Source organism: Rhizobium sp. L1K21 (genome assembly GCF_024055895.1).
In the GTDB taxonomy this organism is placed as follows: domain Bacteria; phylum Pseudomonadota; class Alphaproteobacteria; order Rhizobiales; family Rhizobiaceae; genus Ensifer_A.
Window position 1 is genome coordinate 206,712 of the sequence record NZ_JAMXLE010000001.1, and the last position, 18,957, is coordinate 225,668.

15 protein-coding genes are annotated in these 18,957 nt (G+C 59.7%); 3 read left to right on the top strand and 12 right to left on the bottom strand.

Annotation, left to right across the window (positions count from 1 at the left end):
• Positions 1 to 5 precede the first annotated feature (5 nt).
• Positions 6 to 1,223 carry a citrate synthase family protein gene (locus NHF56_RS00900; protein WP_252800729.1) on the bottom strand — a complete coding sequence of 406 codons (1,218 nt, stop codon included), beginning with the start codon at positions 1,221 to 1,223 and terminating at the stop codon, positions 6 to 8.
• An 82-nt stretch (positions 1,224 to 1,305) separates the two neighbouring features.
• On the opposite strand from NHF56_RS00900, the gene NHF56_RS00905 reads away from it, so the two are divergent.
• The gene (locus tag NHF56_RS00905) at positions 1,306 to 2,400 is read left to right on the top strand and encodes a citrate synthase/methylcitrate synthase (RefSeq protein WP_252800731.1); all 1,095 of its coding nucleotides are present in this window, start codon (positions 1,306 to 1,308) and stop codon (positions 2,398 to 2,400) included.
• Between the two features lie 147 nt (positions 2,401 to 2,547).
• Positions 2,548 to 3,720: an AGE family epimerase/isomerase gene (locus NHF56_RS00910; protein WP_252804782.1), complete on the top strand. Its 1,173-nt coding sequence runs from the start codon at positions 2,548 to 2,550 to the stop codon at positions 3,718 to 3,720.
• Between the two features lie 1,839 nt (positions 3,721 to 5,559).
• Here the strand turns inward: NHF56_RS00910 and truB are convergent.
• From truB to rimP, 9 genes are all read right to left on the bottom strand, one after another.
• Complete coding sequence (gene truB, locus NHF56_RS00915; protein ID WP_252800732.1) at positions 5,560 to 6,489, bottom strand: tRNA pseudouridine(55) synthase TruB; 930 nt, start codon at positions 6,487 to 6,489, stop codon at positions 5,560 to 5,562.
• 13 nt (positions 6,490 to 6,502) lie between these two features.
• Positions 6,503 to 6,907, bottom strand: a complete 405-nt coding sequence (gene rbfA / locus NHF56_RS00920) for a 30S ribosome-binding factor RbfA (RefSeq protein ID WP_252800733.1) — start codon at positions 6,905 to 6,907, stop codon at positions 6,503 to 6,505.
• 118 nt (positions 6,908 to 7,025) lie between these two features.
• The gene (locus NHF56_RS00925) at positions 7,026 to 7,610 is read right to left on the bottom strand and encodes a YcxB family protein (RefSeq protein WP_252800734.1); all 585 of its coding nucleotides are present in this window, start codon (positions 7,608 to 7,610) and stop codon (positions 7,026 to 7,028) included.
• Positions 7,611 to 7,639: 29 nt separating this feature from the next.
• Complete coding sequence (locus NHF56_RS00930) at positions 7,640 to 8,269, bottom strand: YcxB family protein (protein WP_252800735.1); 630 nt, start codon at positions 8,267 to 8,269, stop codon at positions 7,640 to 7,642.
• Positions 8,269 to 8,655, bottom strand: a complete 387-nt coding sequence (locus NHF56_RS00935; protein ID WP_252800736.1) for a hypothetical protein — start codon at positions 8,653 to 8,655, stop codon at positions 8,269 to 8,271. Before NHF56_RS00935 ends, NHF56_RS00930 begins: the two co-directional genes overlap by 1 nt.
• Before the next feature lie 101 nt (positions 8,656 to 8,756).
• On the bottom strand, positions 8,757 to 11,369 hold the full coding sequence (gene infB, locus NHF56_RS00940) for a translation initiation factor IF-2 (RefSeq protein WP_252800737.1): 2,613 nt from the start codon (positions 11,367 to 11,369) through the stop codon (positions 8,757 to 8,759).
• Positions 11,370 to 11,511: 142 nt separating this feature from the next.
• Positions 11,512 to 12,123: an RNA-binding protein gene (locus NHF56_RS00945; RefSeq protein WP_252800739.1), complete on the bottom strand. Its 612-nt coding sequence runs from the start codon at positions 12,121 to 12,123 to the stop codon at positions 11,512 to 11,514.
• 216 nt (positions 12,124 to 12,339) lie between these two features.
• On the bottom strand, positions 12,340 to 13,953 hold the full coding sequence (gene nusA, locus NHF56_RS00950) for a transcription termination factor NusA (protein ID WP_252800741.1): 1,614 nt from the start codon (positions 13,951 to 13,953) through the stop codon (positions 12,340 to 12,342).
• 35 nt (positions 13,954 to 13,988) lie between these two features.
• A complete protein-coding gene (gene rimP, locus NHF56_RS00955) occupies positions 13,989 to 14,609 on the bottom strand; it encodes a ribosome maturation factor RimP (RefSeq protein ID WP_252800743.1) in 621 nt (206 codons plus the stop codon).
• A gap of 187 nt (positions 14,610 to 14,796) precedes the next feature.
• Between rimP and NHF56_RS00960 the strand changes: the two genes are divergently transcribed.
• Positions 14,797 to 16,440 carry an MFS transporter gene (locus NHF56_RS00960; protein WP_252800745.1) on the top strand — a complete coding sequence of 548 codons (1,644 nt, stop codon included), beginning with the start codon at positions 14,797 to 14,799 and terminating at the stop codon, positions 16,438 to 16,440.
• Between the two features lie 20 nt (positions 16,441 to 16,460).
• Here the strand turns inward: NHF56_RS00960 and NHF56_RS00965 are convergent, their stop codons facing one another.
• Positions 16,461 to 17,540 carry a PAS domain-containing protein gene (locus tag NHF56_RS00965; protein WP_252800747.1) on the bottom strand — a complete coding sequence of 360 codons (1,080 nt, stop codon included), beginning with the start codon at positions 17,538 to 17,540 and terminating at the stop codon, positions 16,461 to 16,463.
• 162 nt (positions 17,541 to 17,702) lie between these two features.
• Entirely contained in the window at positions 17,703 to 18,944 is a 1,242-nt protein-coding gene (locus NHF56_RS00970) for a lytic murein transglycosylase (RefSeq protein WP_252800748.1), read from the bottom strand.
• Positions 18,945 to 18,957: the final 13 nt, after the last annotated feature.

Here is an 18,957-nt window from a genome sequence, read left to right on the forward strand (position 1 = left end):
TCGGCTCATAGCGCCTCGGCCTTGTCGCGTCGGCTGGGCGGAGGGCCGACATAGCGGGCGCGTGGCCGGATCAGCCGGTTTGCGTCCTGTTGCTCAAAGGCATGGGCAATCCAGCCTGCGGTACGGGCGATGGCAAAGACGACCGTTTCCTGCCCCGGTGGCAGTCCGAACAGATGGGTCATCACCGCCAGGGCATAGTCGATGGTGGGGAAGAGGCCGGTGCTCTCGCGCACAAGCCGCGGCAGTTCAACGCTTAGGCGTTTTTCTGCGCCTGCTTTGGTGAGCGCTGAAAGCAGGTTTTCGCCACGGGGATCGCCATTTTCATAAACGGTATGGCCAAAACCGGGGAAGCCCTCGCCCAACGACACCCGCTCGCGAATGCCGGATTCTATGTCGACTTCTGCCATCTGATGAAGCAGCCGGGCCGCAAGCGGGCCTTGGCCGCCATGGCGCGGGCCTTTGACGGCTGCGAGCCCCGCAGCTGTTGCATCATAAAGATTGATGCCAGTGGAGGTGGCGCAGCGCACCGTGTAGGCGGAGGCATTCAGTTCGTGTTCGGCGAGCAGAACAAGTGCGCGGCGGATCAGGTCCTGATGCGTTTTCTCGGTGATGTCCCAGGTTCGGGCAATCTGCAGGTGGATCGGGTCGCCGGATGGCTCGGTCCCGAGGCAGGCGGCGGCGACAAGCCGCATGACGCGGGCACCGGCTTCAGCACGGCCTTCTTCCGAGCGGTTGAAGGCGCGCATGTCGGCTTCGCCGCCGAGGGCGGCGAGGGCTATGGCGCGGCTTAAAGGAGCGGCGTCCTTCAGGGCGTTTCGGACCGCGCAAATGGCTGGGTTCGATGGCGGAAGGTTGCGGGCGGTAAAGGGGTTGGAGCCTGAAAAGCCCCAAAGCAATGTCGCTGTTTCTTCAAGCGTCGCGTGCTCTGCCAACCGGGTTGCGAGGGCTCCGCGGTAAAGCGGGCCTTCTGCGGTGATAGTTGAAATCGCCGAATCGAGAACGGAGCCGTCGCTACCATTGCCTTTGTTTTCAGAGCCAGGCGCTCTTTTGTCTTTGAGGGCCCGCACATCCTCTGCGCGGTAACGCTTGATGCGCGAATCCGAGGTGGGTTCGGAGCGGATGACCCCGCGGCTGACATAGGCATAGAGCGTTGCCGTGGAGATGGAGAGCTCGGCAGCGGCTTCGCGGGCGGTGAGATAGAGAGTGTCGGCTTCTTTATTCATATTGATTACATTAATCAAGATTGATCAATATGAAAAGCGGTGCATGCTTGCCCCATGACATTTGCAGGAAGGAGCATGTTCCATGACGCTTCAGGTGAACCCGGTTACCGGACTTGACGGTGTGATTGCCGCTGAAACGGCGCTGTCCCATGTTGATGGCGAGAAGGGCGAATTGATTATCGGCGGAGCCTCTGTGGGCGATATTGCCTTTGCCGAGGACTTCGAGGCACTCGCCGCGCGCCTTTGGGTGCTGGCCGATGGATCGCAGCGCGATGCTGGCGACGCGCGCCGGCTGATCGGCATGGCACGGGTGCGGGCCTTTGAAAGGCTCTCCGCCGTCTTGCCGGCAACGGATGGACTGCCGATGGTTGACGCCTTTCGGGCTGCTCTGGCCGCGATGGCGCCCGACGACGATCTCCCCGATGAAATCTTGCTGACAGGGGCGATGGGCGTGGTTGCCGCCGCCCTTGTTCGCAGCCGCAATGGCGAGCGACTGATTGCGCCTGATCCCGAACTCGGTCATGCCGCGGACATTTTGCGGATGCTGCGCGGCATGCAGGCGCATGAAAGCGAAGTGGCAGGCTTGAATGCCTATCTGGTGACGGTTTCCGACCACGGCATGAATGCCTCCACATTTGCAGGTCGCGTGGTTGCCTCCACCGGGGCCAGTCCCTTCATGGCCATCACAGCGGCCTATTGTGCGCTCAGCGGGCCGCTGCATGGTGGCGCGCCGGAGCCGGTTTTGAATATGCTCGATGCCATCGGTTCGGCAGACAATATCGCACCGTGGATCGATGCCGCCCTTTCGCGCGGCGAGCGGCTGATGGGGTTCGGTCACAGGATATACCGCGTGCGTGATCCGCGCGCCGACGTGTTGAAGACGGCTTTTGAGCGGCTGGAAGGTGCCGTTCGGGACATGAACCTGGCCGCGCAGGTGGAGGCCTATGCGCGCAAGGCGCTGGAAGCGCACAAGCCGGACCGCAAGCTTGATACCAATGTTGAATTCTACACCGCCATTCTGCTGGACGCGCTGAAGATCCCCCGGCAGGCCTTCACGCCAATCTTTGCCGCAGCGCGGGTGGTGGGCTGGACGGCGCATGCGCTGGAACAGCAGTACAAGGGGCGGCTTCTGCGGCCTGCATCGCTCTATGTGGGACCGATGCCGGCCAAGCGCTGAGAGGCGTCGAATTGTGTAAAGCGGTTGCGTTCCGCCAAGGCCGGTTGAGCTTGCCTGCGTTTGCTGCAATGATTTGCCCATTGCAAGGAGGCAAGCTTGACCGGACTTCAAAATTGGCAAAACCGCCCATTTCACCGCAATTGGCTCATGGGCCAGGCTGAAGCGTTGCTGGACTTTTTCGGGCCTGTGACGATCGACCCGAAGGGCGGGTTCTTCGATCTCGGGCGCGATGGCCAGCCGATCGACACGCCGCGCCAGCTGCATGTGACGACGCGCATGGTGCATTGTCACGTCGTTGGCCATCTTCTCGGGCTGCCCGGCTCGGCGGAGATGATCGACCACGGCATGCGCTTCCTGAAAGAGGGTCACAGGGATTCCGCGCATGGCGGCTATCTCTGGTCGTTGAAGGATGGCGCACCGGCTGACGACACCAAGCAGGCTTATGGCCACGCCTTCGTGCTTCTGGCGGCTTCCAGTGCCAAATTGGCCGGTCACCCGTTGGCCGACACGATCCTGACGGATGTCACCGAGGTTTTGGAAACCCGTTTCTGGGAGGAGGCTTACGGGGCCGTCTCGGAGGAATATCGGCGCGACTGGTCGCCGATTTCGGATTATCGCGGGCAGAACTCCAACATGCACCTGACCGAAGCGCTGATGGCGGCTTTCGAGGCGACGGGCGACAAGACCTATATCGAAAAGGCCAAGCGCATCGCGCGCCTCATCATTGGCACTCATGCCGCCTCGCTGGATTATCGCGTAGCCGAGCATTTCAATGCGAAATGGGAGCTGGACAACGACTATTCCGGCGATGAAATGTTCCGGCCGTCGGGTTCCACACCGGGCCACTGGCTGGAATGGGCAAGGCTTTGCCTGCAGCTTTATGTGCTCGACGGGAAGGGCGAGGTGTGGCTGAAAGATGCCGCCGCCGCCCTTTTCCACCAGTCCATTGCTTTGGGCTGGGATGAGGTTCACGGCGGATTTTTCTACACGCTCGATTGGAAGAACAATCCGCGCACACGTGAAAAGCTCTGGTGGCCCGTTTGCGAAGGGATTGGTGCGGCGGCTTTTCTCAATGCTCATGTGCCATCCGAATTCCACGAGCGCTGGTATCGAAAATTGTGGGATTTTGCAGCCGCCCACCTGCTGGACAGGGAATTTGGCGGCTGGCATCCCGAGCTTTCGGAAGACCTGCGCCCCACGTCGCGGCTTTTCACCGGCAAGCCGGACATTTACCACGCCTTTCAAGCCTGCCTCATTCCGCTTTATCCCGCCGAGGGCAGTTTGACGGCGATGATTTTGGAGGAGAATGCTGGGGGCTGAGTTCGCCGGGTTTGCATCAATAGCATGTTCGTTTGATCATCCGGTTGCGTGTGGTCCCTCATCCGTCCCTTCGGGCCATCGCTCTTCTCCCTCGTCATGGTCGGGCTTGCCCCGACCATTCGTCCGCAAGCTTTTGTTTGGATCCTCGGCTCAAGGCCGAGGATGACGGGGGAGGTGGTTGGCGCGTGTCAAACAACGTTCTTCCCTCTTTCCTGCACCTCAACCCCGGCAAGCTGATCGCTTCCGGGTTACGCGGTATTCTCTGGCTTCGATCCTCACTCAGGATCGGATGGGGCGTTTTGTGCGCCACATTGTAGTTTAGTTATGATGCGCACAAAGCGCCCCGCCTTCAGTTGTTTTTGAATTGCAAACTTGGTGATCAACGCCCGGTTCTCCATCCACTCCTTGTGAGGGCTTCAAGACTGGGGCAGCGAACCGTGTCTAAGCTTACGCATGCCATGCATGCACGTCGAAGGGGGCCTGCCTTGCCCTTGTCTCCGCCGGGTCACCGCTTCTTGCAAAACCCCGGTGCGAACATTCCCGTTTGAATGTCCAATGGCCTCTTCGGCAAGAGCCCATATCCGAGGCCTGCGTCTGCCCCCGAACCCGGAACCGACCCCGCTCGCCACAGCGCCCTGTGGTGTATCCGTGCGGGACGGGGGTATTATGGATGGGGTTTGAGAGGGCGGGGATGAAAAAATAGTTATGCGATTGATTTTGCTTGTCTGAGGGCTGCGTTTATCCCCGTTTTGGCGGGGGCGCATGATGACCAGCCCTCACCCTGAGGAGGCCGAAGGCCGTCTCGAAGGGCGAGGGCGGGTTAGGTTGGCATGGGGCCAGCCTGATCCTTCGAGGGTCGCTACGCTCCCACCTCAGGATGAGGCTGGGGGAAATTGGTGCCGTCCCTCGGTCTTCTCTCCTTGTGGAGAGGGTGGCCACCCGCGTCATGCCTCCAGCAAGCGCAAGAAAACGTGGGTCGGATGGAGAGGTTCTCAACAGTGATTGAGGGAACCCCTCATTGTCACGCTGCGCATGACATTTCTCCCCAAGGGGGGAAAGCCGGGTCGTGCTTGCGGCAGCCTCAATGGTGAGCCCTCATGCCTCAAGGAGCCGCCTTGGCGGCGTCTCGAAGGGCGAGGGCGGGTTATTTGTACGATAGGGGGGCCAGCCTCGTCCTTCGAGGCCTCCGCTTTGCTCCGGCACCTCAGGATGAGGCTGGAGCGGGCTTTGCGCATCCACCCGTCATGCCAGACCTGATCTGGCATCCAGCCACCGCGCGTCTGCGCGGTGAAAGGACCTTCTTTGTCGCTAAGGAAAAGAGTCTCCTGCGCGAAGGACTTCGCGCTGCTGGATCCCGGATCAAGTCCGGGATGACGGAGGAGAGTTGGTGCCGCGGTCCTTTCCTCTCCCCTTGTGGGAGAGGTGAGCCGAGCCCCAAGAGCCATAGGCGATTGGTCGGCGCGCTTGGTGAGGGGTATTTGATTTTGCCCCATAAAGTCTACCCCTCTACCCAAGTGCGTCCAGCGTTCAGCGATTGCTTCACGCGGACTTACTATCCTCTCCCACAAGGGGAGAGGCCGGGGTGTGTAGCGCGGTCATGCCGGATGTCTTAAATCGGACAAGCGGAAAGGTTTGCTTTTGGCAAGCGCAGGGAAAGATGGTCGGATGAGGGGTTCTCAGGCCCGTTCAGTGGGAACCCCTCATTGTCATGCTGCGCATGACATTTCTCCCCAAGGGGAGAAAGCCAGTTCCGCGCTTGTGGGCTCCTCATATGGTGGCTGAGGAGCGTTCTTGCTAAGGCGTTGTGAAATAGGCGCCGGGCTTGGCCCGATCCCAGCTTTAACCAAATACCCGCTTTGGCCTGAACTCGCCTTCTTCGATGGCGCCGATGGAGATGAGGTCGCCTTTTAGGGTGGCGTAGGCTTCGGGGGTGGGTAAGGGGGCGTCGCGGCCGCGCAGCAGGATCGGATTGCCGGAGCGCAGGCGCCGGGCCTGGTCTTCGGAGACGGGCAGATGGGGCAGTTCGGCAAGTGCTTCGGCGGCAGGGATGAGGAAGGCGTCGAGGGTGGCGAGGCGTTCGTCCTGATCCTCGATGTCTTCGAGAGCCGTGAGCTTTTCCAATGGCACCAAGCGGTCTTCGCCGAAGGGGGCGACGAGGGTGCGGCGCAGCTCGGAAATATGGCCGTAGCAGCCAAGATCGCGGCCCATGTCGCGGGCAAGCGAACGCACATAGGTGCCTTTGCCGCATTCGACCTCGAAATGCGCCTTGTCGGCTTCCGCCTTCAGGAGGGTGAGGCGGTGGACTTCGACTTCGCGAGCCGGGATTTCGACGGTTTCACCCTCGCGGGCCATATCGTAAGCGCGCTCGCCGGCGATCTTGATCGCCGAAAATTGCGGCGGGATCTGTTCGATCACACCGGTATATTTCGGCAGCAGGGCGCGAATGTCTTCTTCCGTCGGGCGCTTGTCGCTTGACTGGGTCACATCGCCTTCGAGATCGTCGGTGGCACGCTCTTCACCCCAGCTGACGGTGAACTCGTAAATCTTGCGGCCATCCATGACGTAAGGCACGGTCTTGGTGGCATCACCGAGCGCGATCGGCAGCATGCCGGAAGCGAGCGGGTCCAGCGTGCCGGCATGGCCTGCCTTCTGGGCCTTGAAAAGCCACTTGATCTTGCCGACGGCTTCGGTGGAGCCGTAGTCAAACGGCTTGTCGAGGATGAGCCAGCCCGAAATCGGGCGGCCCTTGGGCTTGCGCTGTCTTGCCATGATATTCTTCTTCTTATTCTTGGTCGTCGTCGTGATCGAGGTCGCGGGTCACTTCCGGTGAGCGCAACAGTTCGTCGATCTTCTGGTAATTGTCGAAGCTCGTATCGTCACGGAAGCGCACTTCGGGCATGTATTTCATCTGACGAAGGGCGGGGCCAAGACGGCCACGGATATATTTCGCGTTTCTGTTAAGCGCATCGACGATGGCGTCATGGTCTTGTTGCCCAAGCGGGGTCACGAAGGCGGTGGCGATCTTGAGATCGGGCGACATGCGCACTTCGGAAATGGAAATCACGGTGGTTTCCAGAAGCGGGTCGCGCACCTCGCCGCGCTGCAGCACCTGGGTGATGGCTGCGCGGACTTGCTCACCGACGCGCAACATGCGCTGCGAGGGAGCAGATGTGGTTGGTCTTTTCATCTTTGTCAGTCGTTTCTTCTTGTGTGTGAGACGATCAAACGGGGATCGAACCCGCGTTCGCCTGAAGTGGGCGCTGAATGCCTGTTTTTATGCTGCGGGTCAAGGGCGCGATGAAAGATCACGCGGTTGGTTGTTGCGATGAAAGCCAGCAGGAGGTGGCCAGTTCGGCTGCATGCACAAAGGACTCCTGATCGGGAAAGGCGCGCAGCGGGATATAGAGAAGCGTGGAATCCGTATAAAGCAGCAGGTGGGTCTTCGAGGTGGCGACGCTGCGGATGGCGGGCCACTGACATGTGGCTGAGGCGTGTGCGGTGTCCAGGCGTATGCCGTTTTCATTGAGCTCGAAATCCACCATGACATTGCGGTCCAGCCGGCTTTCGAGCGCTGCGAGACCGCGTTTTCTTTGCCAGCGGAGCGCCAGGAGAATGACCGTGGCAAAGATGAGAATCAGCGGCATGAGGAGGGCAACGAGAGGGCGGCCTGACGGCAGGCTTTCGATGCCGAAAAGCGGTCTGGCGATGTAGGTCTCGTAAAGGGGAAGGCCGAGGCCGATGAGAACGCCGATTGCTGCACAGGCCAGATAAAACACCCATTTTGTGCTTCTGCCGGGCGGGGCTGTGAAGGTCTTGCCCGCGAGCAGCATCATTTCAACCTTTTCTGAAGGCAGAAGTTCAAATGTGCCTTTGACGGGTTCGTTCTTCAATGGGTTTTCCTTTTTGCGCTGAAGCGCGATCAGTTCTTTTCCGCAACCTCTGCCATCAGCCGGTCAAGCCATGCCTGACGGATGACCTTGTATTGGGACAGAAATTCGGCACGGTTTGCAAAGGCGCGTTCGGGGATATAGATGGTGGACTGGTCGAGATCGAGAAGGATCTTGTCCTTCGCATGGGAAACGCTGCGTACGGCGCGCCAGTCGAGCCGCTGGTTGCGACCATCGGTGACATATATGAGACCGGTGGCCGAGATTTCGACATCAGCCCAGCCCCTCGCGCGGATGCGGGCGATGCGCAGGGCCTCCTGCCGGTGGCGGAACATGCGGGCAAAGCCGATGGCGGCGACACCAAGAAGTATGACAATGGGCATGAAGGCGGCCCAGTAATCGCCGTGATAGGCAAGTGCACCCGGCGCATCGGGGAAGATGGGCGTGAGATGGCGGCTGACCTCGACAGTACCGATAATGAGGGCCAGCACGATGAAGCCGAAAAGGACAGACTGATAGGTGAAGGTCTCGCCAAGCGGTTTGGCAAAACGCTTTTGAGCATCCTGCTGCACATCGAATTCCTCCAGCGCGTCGCGCTGATAGGAAACAGAAACAAGCCAGGGCGTTTCCGTGCCGGTGCGTTCTGACGGGCGGGTTGGCATCACCTTCCCCCGACGCCGATCGGCAAGGGCTCATAGGTGGTGATTTCGATCATGCCGGCGGCAATCAGGTCGGTCGATTTGCCATTGATGAAGCCGCGTGCGCTGACGATATCGAAGCCTTTGACGCCGCAGTCGGTCTCGATGCGCTCGCTGAGCGACCAGTTGGCGTGCGGCCCGCCGATCTGAGGAACGGCGATGGTTTCGTCGGGCAGGTCGGTCAGGCCGGTTGCCGTGTCGTTGGCATCAAAGCGGGGTCGCAGGACGATCTCGACCTGAGAAATTTCGTCTCCACTTTCATGAAGGGCGAAATCGAAGGTGCAATAGCCCTGACCGCCAAACCACATATAGGTGTTGGCAATGACGATGGTGAAAAATGCTGCAAGCATGAAGAGCCTCGAATTTTCCGCATGCGATTGATGGCGACGTTACAAATGAAATGGCCGCCGGGAAACCCCGGCGGCCATCAGAATTTTCTCATATACACGACTTAGAGCGTACGCGTCACATGTTCCACGCGGAAGCACTCGATCTGGTCGCCCTTGCGGATGTCTTCGTAGTTTTCAAATGCCATGCCGCATTCCTGGCCGACATTGACTTCGGAGACTTCATCCTTGAAGCGCTTGAGCGTCTTGAGCTTGCCTTCGTGGATAACCACGTTGTCGCGCAGAAGACGCACGCCGGAGCCACGCTCCACCTTGCCTTCGGTGACCTGGCAGCCTGCGACCTTGCCGATCTTGGAAATGTTGAACACTTCCAGAATTTCAGCGTAGCCGAGGAAGGTTTCGCGACGCTCTGGCGAGAGCATGCCGGACATGGCCGCTTTCACATCGTCCACCAGATCGTAGATGATGTTGTAGTAGCGGATTTCGATGCCTGAGCGGGATGCCGCTTCGCGGGCCTGCGGATTGGCACGAACGTTGAACGCCATGATGGCGGCACCCGATGCTTCGGCAAGCGAGATATCGGACTCGGTGATGGCACCGGCTGCGGAGTGAACGATGCGCGCGCGCACTTCGTCGGTCCCCAGCTTGTCGAGCGCGCCGGCAATGGCTTCGATGGAGCCCTGCACGTCGCCCTTGATGAGCAGCGGGAATTCCTTCGCGCCTGTCGTCTGCAGCTGGGTCATCATTTGTTCGAGCGAACCGCGCGAACCTGCAGCGCGTGCGACAGCCTTTTCACGGGCCAGACGCTGACGGTATTCAGCGATTTCGCGGGCGCGGGCTTCGTTTTCCACGACCGCGAACTTGTCACCGGCCTGCGGGGTGCCCTGGAGGCCCAGAACCTCAACCGGCATGGCAGGACCTGCTTCCTTCACATGCTCGCCCTTGTCATTGACCAGCGCACGCACGCGACCCCACTGATCACCGGCAACGATGATCTGGCCAGGCCTGAGCGTCCCCTTTTGAATGAGAACGGTGGCCACGGAACCACGGCCACGGTCGAGCTCTGCTTCGACGACGGAACCTTCCGCCGTGCGGTTCGGATTGGCCTTGAGGTCGAGGATTTCGGCCTGAAGCAGGATGGCTTCGAGAAGCTTGTCGAGATTGGTGCCGTTTTTGGCGGACACTTCCACATCGAGCACTTCACCGCCCATCGATTCCACGAAGACTTCGTGCTGCAGAAGCTCGGTGCGAACCTTCTGTGCGTCAGCAGCGGGCTTGTCCATCTTGTTGATCGCAACGATGATGGGAACACCGGCAGCCTTGGCGTGGTTGATCGATTCAATCGTCTGCGGCATCACGCTGTCGTCAGCGGCGACCACGAGGATCGCGATATCCGTTGATTGCGCACCACGCGCACGCATCGCTGTAAAGGCGGCGTGGCCGGGGGTGTCGATGAAGGTGATCTTCTGGCCGTTCTGCTCAACCTGATAGGCACCGATATGCTGGGTGATGCCACCGGCTTCGCCGGACACCACGTTGGCATTTCGGATGGCATCGAGCAGCGAGGTCTTGCCGTGGTCAACGTGACCCATGATGGTGACGACCGGCGGGCGCGATACGAGATCGGCATCATCGTCGTCGATATCGAAGATACCGGTTTCAACGTCCGATTCAGACACGCGCTTGACCGTATGGCCGAATTCGGATGCGATCAGTTCGGCCAGATCGGCGTCGATGATGTCGCCCGGCTTCATCATCTGGCCCTCTTTCATGAGGTACTTGATGACATCGACCGCACGTTCGGACATGCGCTGTGACAGTTCCTGAATGGTGATGGTTTCCGGCAGGATGACTTCGCGGGAAATCTTCTCGCGTTCAACCTGCATCTGGCTGCGGCGGAATTTCTCCTGACGGCGACGCATGGCCGAAAGCGAACGGCCGCGCTGGTTGCCGTCTTCATCCAAAGATGCATTCAGCGACAGCTTGCCACGGCGGCGGCCATCGTCGCCCTTCGGGCGGGACGGTGCCTTGGCAGGAACAGGCGCGCCAGCGCCCGGTTTGCCACGGGCAGCGCCACGGCGGCGCTCGTCTTCTTCCTCTTCCGTCTCGCGGCGGCCGCGCGCGGCCACAGGTGCGGGGCGCGACGGGCGTACCTCCTCGACGGTGCGTGCAGGGGCGGGCGCCTGTGCAGCGGGGGCTTCTTCCTCGGCGGGAGCAGGGGCTGCCTCAGCCTCTGACTTGCGTGCGGCCTCGGCTTCAGCGGCTTCGCGTGCGGCCTTTTCGGCTTCGCGCTGCTTTCTATCTGCTTCCTCGGCCTTGCGGCGTGCTTCTTCGGCCTCGCGACGTTCGGCTTCTTCAGCCTCGCGAACCTGCGCTTCTGCAAGAGCGCGGCGGCGTGCTTCCATCTCGCCGGCAGACAGGTCGCCAGCGGGCGCGACCGGCGTCGGGGTTTCCCGCTGGACCGGCTCAACCCTGTTGCGGGTCGGCTGGACGGCTACCTTCGGGGCCGGTGCGGCAGGGGCTGCCGGTGCGGGCTTGGTCACCTTTTCGTCTTCAGGCTTGCCAAAGCGGCGCTTGCGGGTCTCCACGACGACCGATTTGGTGCGCCCGCGGCCCATATCCTGGCGTACGGTTCCCTGGCTGACACCCGAAGGTTTCAGCGTCAGGGTCTTCTTGCCCGATACACTCAGTGTCTTGTCGTCTTTATTGTCGGTCATTCCGTTCCTGTTCCATATGAACCGGGCCGGAGAACGCTCACCTGACCCAGTCGTTCAGTCTTATCAATTCACAGCTCCATGTCCGGACCATACCGGGCAGGGCAATCACAGTTTCGACAGGGCCATCGTGCCCTTCTCCTTGTTAGGTTTCGCGGCCATCGCGATACCGTTTAAGAACTTTTGCGCGCTTCACTACACCCTCTCCGGCCTGTCCTGCAAGCGCGCAGGCATGTTTAAATGCATTCTCACCCATCAGTTTTTCCATTTCAGCCGGTTCAAACGGTTGAAAGGAGGGTATTTCTGCTTCGGTTTCCATCGTGAGGTGGAACGCCTTGCGGGCCTGATCGACCTTGCGGATACCGTCTGCTGCGGCGTCTTGCGCGTGAAAAACAGCCATCGCCTCGCCGGAGCGTACGGCGTTGTCAACCTTCATCGCGCCTGAAACGAATTGGCCGGCCTTGCGGGCCAGGTTCATCATGCCGGCAAGGTCACTGACCATGAGGCTTTCAACCTGCTCGGCCAATGCGGGGTCAACGGTGACCTTTTCCTTGAGGGCACGGGAGAAATGGTTCTTCCTGATCGCAATTTCAAGGACTGACTTTTCCGCCTTGACCCAGCAGCCGCGGCCTGGAAGCTTTCGCTTCAGGTCCGGCACAACCGCGCCATCGGGGCCAGCGACAAAGCGGATCAGCTCCTCAGCCGACCCGCTTTCGCGCGTTACGATGCATGTGCGGTCGTTCATATCTTCTTTCATGCGATCTGCGGCCTATTCCTTCGCCTGCGATATTCCCTCTTCTCCCCTGAAGAGAAGGCGGCCCGAAGGGTTGGATGAGGGGTTTTCATATCGCTCAAGGTTCTTGAGAACCCCTCATTGTCAGGCTGCGCGCGACATTTCTCCCCAAGGGGAGAAAGCCGTTGCACGCAGCACATTTCTTCCAATCGCGAAGGCGGCTGGAAACGAAAAAGCCAATCAGGCTTCTTCGGTTCCTTCGGCGGTTTCTTCGCCTTCGGCTTCTTCCTCAGGCTTGGCCAGGTCTTCCTCGGTGATCCAGCCAACGGCGAGGCGGGCCTGGACAACCATGGCTTCGGCCTCGGCGCGGGAGACTTCCATATCGGAGAAGGTACCGGGGAAACGCTTGGTTTCGCCGTCCTTGCGCTCGGTCCAGCCAACCAGATCGTCAGCGGCGCAACCGGCAAAGTCTTCCATCGTCTTGATGCCTTCTTCGCCAAGGGCGACGAGCATCTTGCGGTTCATGCCGTCGATGGAGAGGAGCTCGTCTGCAACGCCCAGCTCCTTGCGCTTGGCGTCGAGTTCGGCTTCCTGACGATCCAGGAATTCGCGGGCGCGGGTCTGGATTTCCTCAGCGGTTTCTTCGTCGAAACCGTCGATGGATGCAATTTCCTCAACATCCACATAGGCCAGTTCTTCGATCTGGGCGAAGCCTTCGGAGGCCAGAACCTGACCGACCATTTCGTCCACATCGAGGGCGTCCATGAAGAGGTTGGAGCGCTCGGTGAATTCCTTCTGGCGGCGTTCGCTCTCTTCCTGTTCGGTCAGGATATCGATATCCCAGCCGGTGAGCTGTGACGCCAGACGCACGTTCTGACCGCGGCGGCCGATGGCCAGCGACAGGTGTTCGTCGGGAACCACCACTTCGATACGCTCTGCATCTTCGTCGAGAACGACCTTGGCGACTTCCGCCGGCTGCAGGGCATTGACGATGAAGGAGGCCGGATCGGGCGACCACGGAATGATGTCGATCTTTTCACCCTGCAATTCGCCGACGACGGCCTGAACGCGGGAGCCACGCATACCCACACAGGCACCGACCGGGTCGATGGAGGAATCGTTTGAGATCACGGCGATCTTGGCGCGCGAACCCGGATCACGGGCCACCGACTTGATCTGGATGATACCGTCGTAGATTTCCGGCACTTCCATGGTGAAGAGCTTGACCATGAACTGCGGATGGGTGCGCGAGAGGAAAATCTGCGGTCCGCGCTGTTCGCGGCGTACATCGTAGACATAAGCGCGGATGCGGTCGCCGTAGCGCACGTTTTCGCGCGGGATCATCTCGTCGCGGCGGATGATGCCTTCACCACGGCCGAGGTCGACGATGACGTTGCCGTATTCGACGCGCTTGACCGTGCCGTTGACGATCTCGCCGATGCGATCCTTGAATTCGTCGAACTGGCGATCACGCTCAGCTTCGCGCACCTTCTGCACGATGACCTGCTTGGCGGACTGTGCGGCAATGCGGCCGAAATCCATCGGCGGCAGCGGATCGGCGATCGTGTCGCCAATCTCGGCGTCGGGCTTGCGGTCACGGGCTGAGAGAAGTGCGATCTGGGTGGAGTAATCTTCCACCTGGTCGACAACTTCGAGCAAGCGCTGCAGCTTGATCTCGCCGGTCTTGGGGTTGATGTCGGCCTGGATATTGGATTCCGAACCGTAACGCGAGCGGGCCGCTTTCTGAATGGCGTCGGCCATTGCGCCCAGAACGATTTCGCGGTCGATAACCTTTTCGCGCGCGACAGCGTCGGCGATCTGAAGAAGTTCGAGCCTGTTAGCACTGACTGCCATTTTATCGTCTCCGTATTTTGAGGCCTGGTTTGGCCTCACTCCTCACTGGAATTGTTTTCGTTTGCCGCTTTTTTCTGAGCTGCCTTGGCAGCCTTGTCGGCGCGCAACGCATCGCGGATCAGGTCATCGGTCAAAATCAGGCGTGCTTCGGCAAGCGCGGAATAGGGGATTTCAATCTCCAGTTCTTCGCCGTCGCCGGGTTGATCCCGTTCGATTGTGAAGCCTTCTTCGCCCGCTTTGACAATCTTGCCGCGAAAACGCTTGCGGCCACCCACAACAACCGACGTCTCGCATTTCAAAAGGTGGCCCTGCCACTTTTCGAAATCGGACTTGCGCACCATTGGCCGATCAATGCCCGGCGATGAGACTTCGAGATGATACGCCTTGTCGATCGGGTCCTCAACATCGAGAACCGGAGAAATGGCCATGGATATTTCTTCGCAATCTTCGACCGTCATCGTGCCGTCGAAGCGCTCGGCCATGATTTGCAGTGTCAGGCCGTTCTGGCCCGATAGGCGCACGCGCACGAGCAGATAGCCCATGTCGTTCAATGTCGGTTCGATAATTTCTGCGATGCGCAGATCGAGGCCGGTTTCCACAATCAGGCGCGGTTCGATCTCTTGGCTCTCGGACAATGCATGCCCTCCACGGTGCATGAATGGTTATTTCGGCCTTGAACAAGGTAACAAAAAAGAGCGGGTCCGGCAGGCCCCACTCTTCATCTACCGATCAAGAATTTGAGGGCGGTATACGCCGAAGCGCCAAGAAAATCAAGATCGGCTTTTTCCATACACAGTTTTGGAGTAGGAACTGACGAATGTGCAGTTTTTCAGGACGTTAATCTTGCCAGACAGAAAGCCGTTTTTCGCACCGCTTGCCCACCAGACTTACCGCAATATCTGGTTTGCCAGTCTTGCGTCCAATCTGGGCGGGCTGATTCAGGGGGTGGGTGCTGCCTGGATGATGACGTCGATTTCCACGTCGGAGAATATGGTGGCGCTGGTGCAGGCTTCGACGACGCTGCCGATCATGCTTTTCTCGCTGATTTCGGGTGCAATCGCGGATAATTTCGACCGGCGCCGGGTGATGATGACGGCGCAGCTCTTCATGTTTTCGGTTTCGGCGCTGCTTGCCGCTTTTGCGTATCTCGGCTGGATGACGCCATGGGCCTTGTTGACATTCACTTTTCTGATCGGTTGCGGGACGGCGCTGAACAATCCCTCCTGGCAGGCGTCTGTCGGCGATATGGTGCCGCGTGACGACTTGGCCGGTGCGGTGTCGCTCAATTCCATGGGCTTTAACATTACCCGCAGTGTGGGGCCTGCGCTTGGCGGTCTCATCGTGGCGGTCGGTGGCGGTGCCGCGGCCTTTGCGACCAACGCGCTCAGCTATCTTGCCATTATTGCCGCGCTTCTTGGCTGGAAGCGCGAGGCGGCGGATAACGCGATGCCGCGCGAGCAGATCGGCAGCGCGGTTGCGGCCGGCTTTCGCTATGCGGCCATGTCGCCGAACCTGTTGAAGGTTTTCGCGCGCAGTTTTCTGTTTGGCCTCTCCTCGGTTGCCATTCTCGCGCTTCTTCCCGTGGTCGCCCGTGACATCATCCAGGGCGGCCCGCTGACCTTTGGCCTCATGCTGGGCGCTTTCGGGGTTGGCGCGATCGGCGGTGCCTATATCAGCGCATGGCTGCGCGAGCGGCTCTCAAGCGAGGATATCGTGCGCTGCGCCTTTGCCGGATTTGCAGTGAGCGAAGCAATCATCGGTGCCAGCACGAGCGGTCTTCTCGATGGTCTGGCGCTTATGCTGGCGGGCGCTTTCTGGGTGATTGCGCTTTCGCTCTTCAACACGATCGTCCAGCTTTCCACACCGCGCTGGGTTGTCGGGCGCGCTTTGTCCTTCTATCAGACAGCGGCCTTTGGCGGGATGGCGGCGGGAAGCTGGCTATGGGGCGCGATTGCCGAAAGCAGCAATGTGTCGCTCGCCTTTTTCATCGCGGCCACCGTGATGGCAGCCGGTGTGGTGGTTGGCCTTTTCCTGCCCATGCCGGCCTTTGCCTCTCTGGATCTCGATCCGCTCAATCGGTTCAGGCAGCCGAACCTGAAATTGAATATTCTGCCGCGCAGCGGGCCTTTGGTGGTGCAGGTGGCCTACAATATCCACGATGACGACCTTGAGACCTTTCTCGCATTGATGACCGAGCGGCGGCGGATTCGCATTCGCGATGGTGCGCGCAACTGGGCCTTGATGCGTGATTTGGAGGTTCCTGAACTGTGGACGGAAACCTATCATGTTCCGACCTGGGTGGATTATGTGCGGCATGTTCAGCGGCGCACGCAGGCGGATGCTGACAATATCGACCAGCTATGGGCGCTGCACCGGGGCGAAGGCCCGCCGAAGGTCTGCCGGATGATCGAGCGCCAGACGATCCGGCTGGAAGACGATATCTTCCATCAGCACCACCACCATCATATTGGGCCTGGGCCGCATTGAGTGAGCGCTGCGTGGCGCGTCTACAGTTCTTTTTCGAAATCGATGGTGACGGTTGTCCCTTCTAGCGCGCTGTTGACGTTGAGGGTTGCGCCAAGCTTCTGGGTCAGAGCGATGATAATTGTGCCGCCAACACCGGAATGGCCATTGTGGCCGGTGGTATCGAGGTCGCCCTGCTGCTGCTCGGCAAGGCTCTTTTGCGTGCGCACGCTTTTGGCTTCATAGGGCCAATTGCTATCCTCGGGCAGACCGATGCCATCATCCTCCACGGTCAGCCGAACACCGCCATTGCTCAGCCCGCGGAAACGGATGTCGATGAGGCCGGTTTCGCGGCCCTTGAAGGCGTGTTCGAGAGCATTGGTGAGAAGTTCGGACAGTAGCAGGCCAAGGCGCGCGGCATGATCGACCGGAAGCTCAATCTCTTCGCTTTCCACGTTGATACGAATTGCCGTGCGACCATCGATGCGTGACACCACATTGGCGATCCGGCTGAGATAGGCCCCGGTGTGGATGCGGCTTGCTTCGCCGTTGTTCATCGTCGCGTCGAACATTTCCTCATAAAGCAGGGCCAAGGCCTCAACCCGGCGGCTGACGGCTTTCAATGATTCAGGCGTTACCGGGCGAGCCGCCTGGAGCCTGATCATGCTGACCACCATGGACAGGTGATTTTTGACCCGGTGCTGCAATTCGCGCAGGAGGTCGAGCGATTCATCGTCGCATTCGCCGTCACGCTTTTTCTGAACTTCGCGCTGAACACCGAAATAGGCGCTCAGTTCGCCGTCTTCACCCATCACGGGCGCAATCAGGAGCTGGTTCAGAAAAGGCGTGCCGTCGGCTTTGTAATTGGTGATCGTCACCTCGAATTCCGCGCCGGATTGCAGGCCTTCCCTGATTTTCAGCGCAATATCGGGCTCGGTCTGCTCGCCCTGCAGAAAACGGCAATTGCGGCCGATTGCGTAATCGCGGCTGTACAAGGTGAGTTGCTGAAAGGCATCGTTCACATAGGTCAGCGGGTTGTCGTTGATGCGAGGATCGGTCATGACGATCGAAAGCGGCGTGCGGCCAACAGCTTCGCCCGGGGTTGCCGGTTTCTGGTCGTTCACAGCATGTGTCCTCCATGGTGCAATGTCGCAAAGAGGATATTAGTCACCGTGAAAATATTCCGCAAGCTGTCAGAGCAGATGAGCTTTTGATCTTACTTGCATTTCTTCAATTTCCGTTGGTGTTCTGAACACGACACGCACTGCGGGCGGACTGACTTCCCGTTACCGGATTTGCTGCAAGAGCTTCTCCGTGGGAAAGCAGGTAGGTTGGATGCCGTTTTTGGCCTGCCAGCGGCCGATGGAACGGCGGGTCTTGTAGCCGGGCAAGCCGTCGACCTTGCCGACATCGTGGCCCTGAGCAACCAGAACCTGCTGCATCTTCAAAACGTCTGACCTCAGCATGTGGCCGACATTGCCCCAGCTTGCCTGAAAGGCGCCGGAACCATAGGCGATGCGGTCTGCCAGATTGCCGATGAAGAGGGCATAGAGATCGGAATTGTTGTATTCCTTGATCACATAGAAATTCGGCGTGACGATGAATTCCGGGCCGAAGCGTCCAGCCGGTACCAGCATCATGCCGGAGGCGGAAAGTTCGTGGGATGGAAACGGCTTGCCGGAGATGCGGTTAATCCCCTGTGCGGCCCAGTTCTTGATCGGCTCGGCCAGATCGGGGCCTTCCTGTGCGCAAGAGACATTGTTGGGGATCGTGACCTCATAGCCCCAATCGCGGCCGCGTTGCCAGCCTTTCTGGGCAAGGTAGTTGGCGATGGAAGCGAAGGTGTCAGCCTTCGAATTCCAGATGTCCCGCTTGCGGTCGCCGTCGAAATCGACGGCGTATCTGAGAAAGCTGGATGGCATGAATTGCGGCTGGCCGAGCGCGCCGGCCCATGAGCTTTTCATATTGCCTGGCGTGGTGTCGCCGCCTGCCAGGATATGGAGACCGGCGATCAGCTCGCCTTCAAACATGTCCTTGCGGGTGGACATGAAGGCCTTGGTTGCCAGCACTTCCATTGCGTCATAGGGAATGGCTGCCGTGCCATAACCGGTTTCGCGGCCCCAGATGGCGATGATGATGCGGCCGGGAACGCCGTAAGCGCTTTCGATGCGGTCGAGGAGCGCCTTGTTGGCATTGTAATGCCTGCGGCCGATGGCCGCGAGGTCGTTGAGACGTTTCTCATTGAAATATGGGCCAGGGGACGAAAATTCGGCCTGGCTCTGTTTGCGTTCCTTTGGCGGCGCGCTGCCGGGCGGCACGAGATCGGGCAGTTTCCAGTTCAGTGTCACGCCTTTGAATGCCGCGTCGAAGACGGCGCGCGGAACCTGCTGTTTTTCCACCTGCGGCCAGATGGTGTTTTCGAGCCATGCATGGAACTGTTTTTCAACCGCTGCCCTGTCGACGGCGAAGGCGGGGACGCTGACGAGAAGCGCCAGCAGCGAGATCACGAGTTTCTCTTTCCAGCGCATGGGTGCCTCCTGG

Excerpts from the sequence above, each read along its gene's own strand:
- rimP (WP_252800743.1), bottom strand. The coding sequence starts at position 14,609 with ATGCACCGTGGAGGGCATGCATTGTCCGAGAGCCAAGAGATCGAACCG.
- NHF56_RS00930 (WP_252800735.1), bottom strand. The coding sequence starts at position 8,269 with ATGCCAACCCGCCCGTCAGAACGCACCGGCACGGAAACGCCCTGGCTT.
- nusA (WP_252800741.1), bottom strand. The coding sequence starts at position 13,953 with ATGGCAGTCAGTGCTAACAGGCTCGAACTTCTTCAGATCGCCGACGCT.
- infB (WP_252800737.1), bottom strand. The coding sequence starts at position 11,369 with ATGACCGACAATAAAGACGACAAGACACTGAGTGTATCGGGCAAGAAG.
- NHF56_RS00900 (WP_252800729.1), bottom strand. The coding sequence starts at position 1,223 with ATGAATAAAGAAGCCGACACTCTCTATCTCACCGCCCGCGAAGCCGCT.
- NHF56_RS00970 (WP_252800748.1), bottom strand. The coding sequence starts at position 18,944 with ATGCGCTGGAAAGAGAAACTCGTGATCTCGCTGCTGGCGCTTCTCGTC.
- NHF56_RS00935 (WP_252800736.1), bottom strand. The coding sequence starts at position 8,655 with ATGCTTGCAGCATTTTTCACCATCGTCATTGCCAACACCTATATGTGG.
- truB (WP_252800732.1), bottom strand. The coding sequence starts at position 6,489 with ATGGCAAGACAGCGCAAGCCCAAGGGCCGCCCGATTTCGGGCTGGCTC.
- NHF56_RS00945 (WP_252800739.1), bottom strand. The coding sequence starts at position 12,123 with ATGAAAGAAGATATGAACGACCGCACATGCATCGTAACGCGCGAAAGC.
- NHF56_RS00905 (WP_252800731.1), top strand. The coding sequence starts at position 1,306 with ATGACGCTTCAGGTGAACCCGGTTACCGGACTTGACGGTGTGATTGCC.
- rbfA (WP_252800733.1), bottom strand. The coding sequence starts at position 6,907 with ATGAAAAGACCAACCACATCTGCTCCCTCGCAGCGCATGTTGCGCGTC.
- NHF56_RS00910 (WP_252804782.1), top strand. The coding sequence starts at position 2,548 with ATGGGCCAGGCTGAAGCGTTGCTGGACTTTTTCGGGCCTGTGACGATC.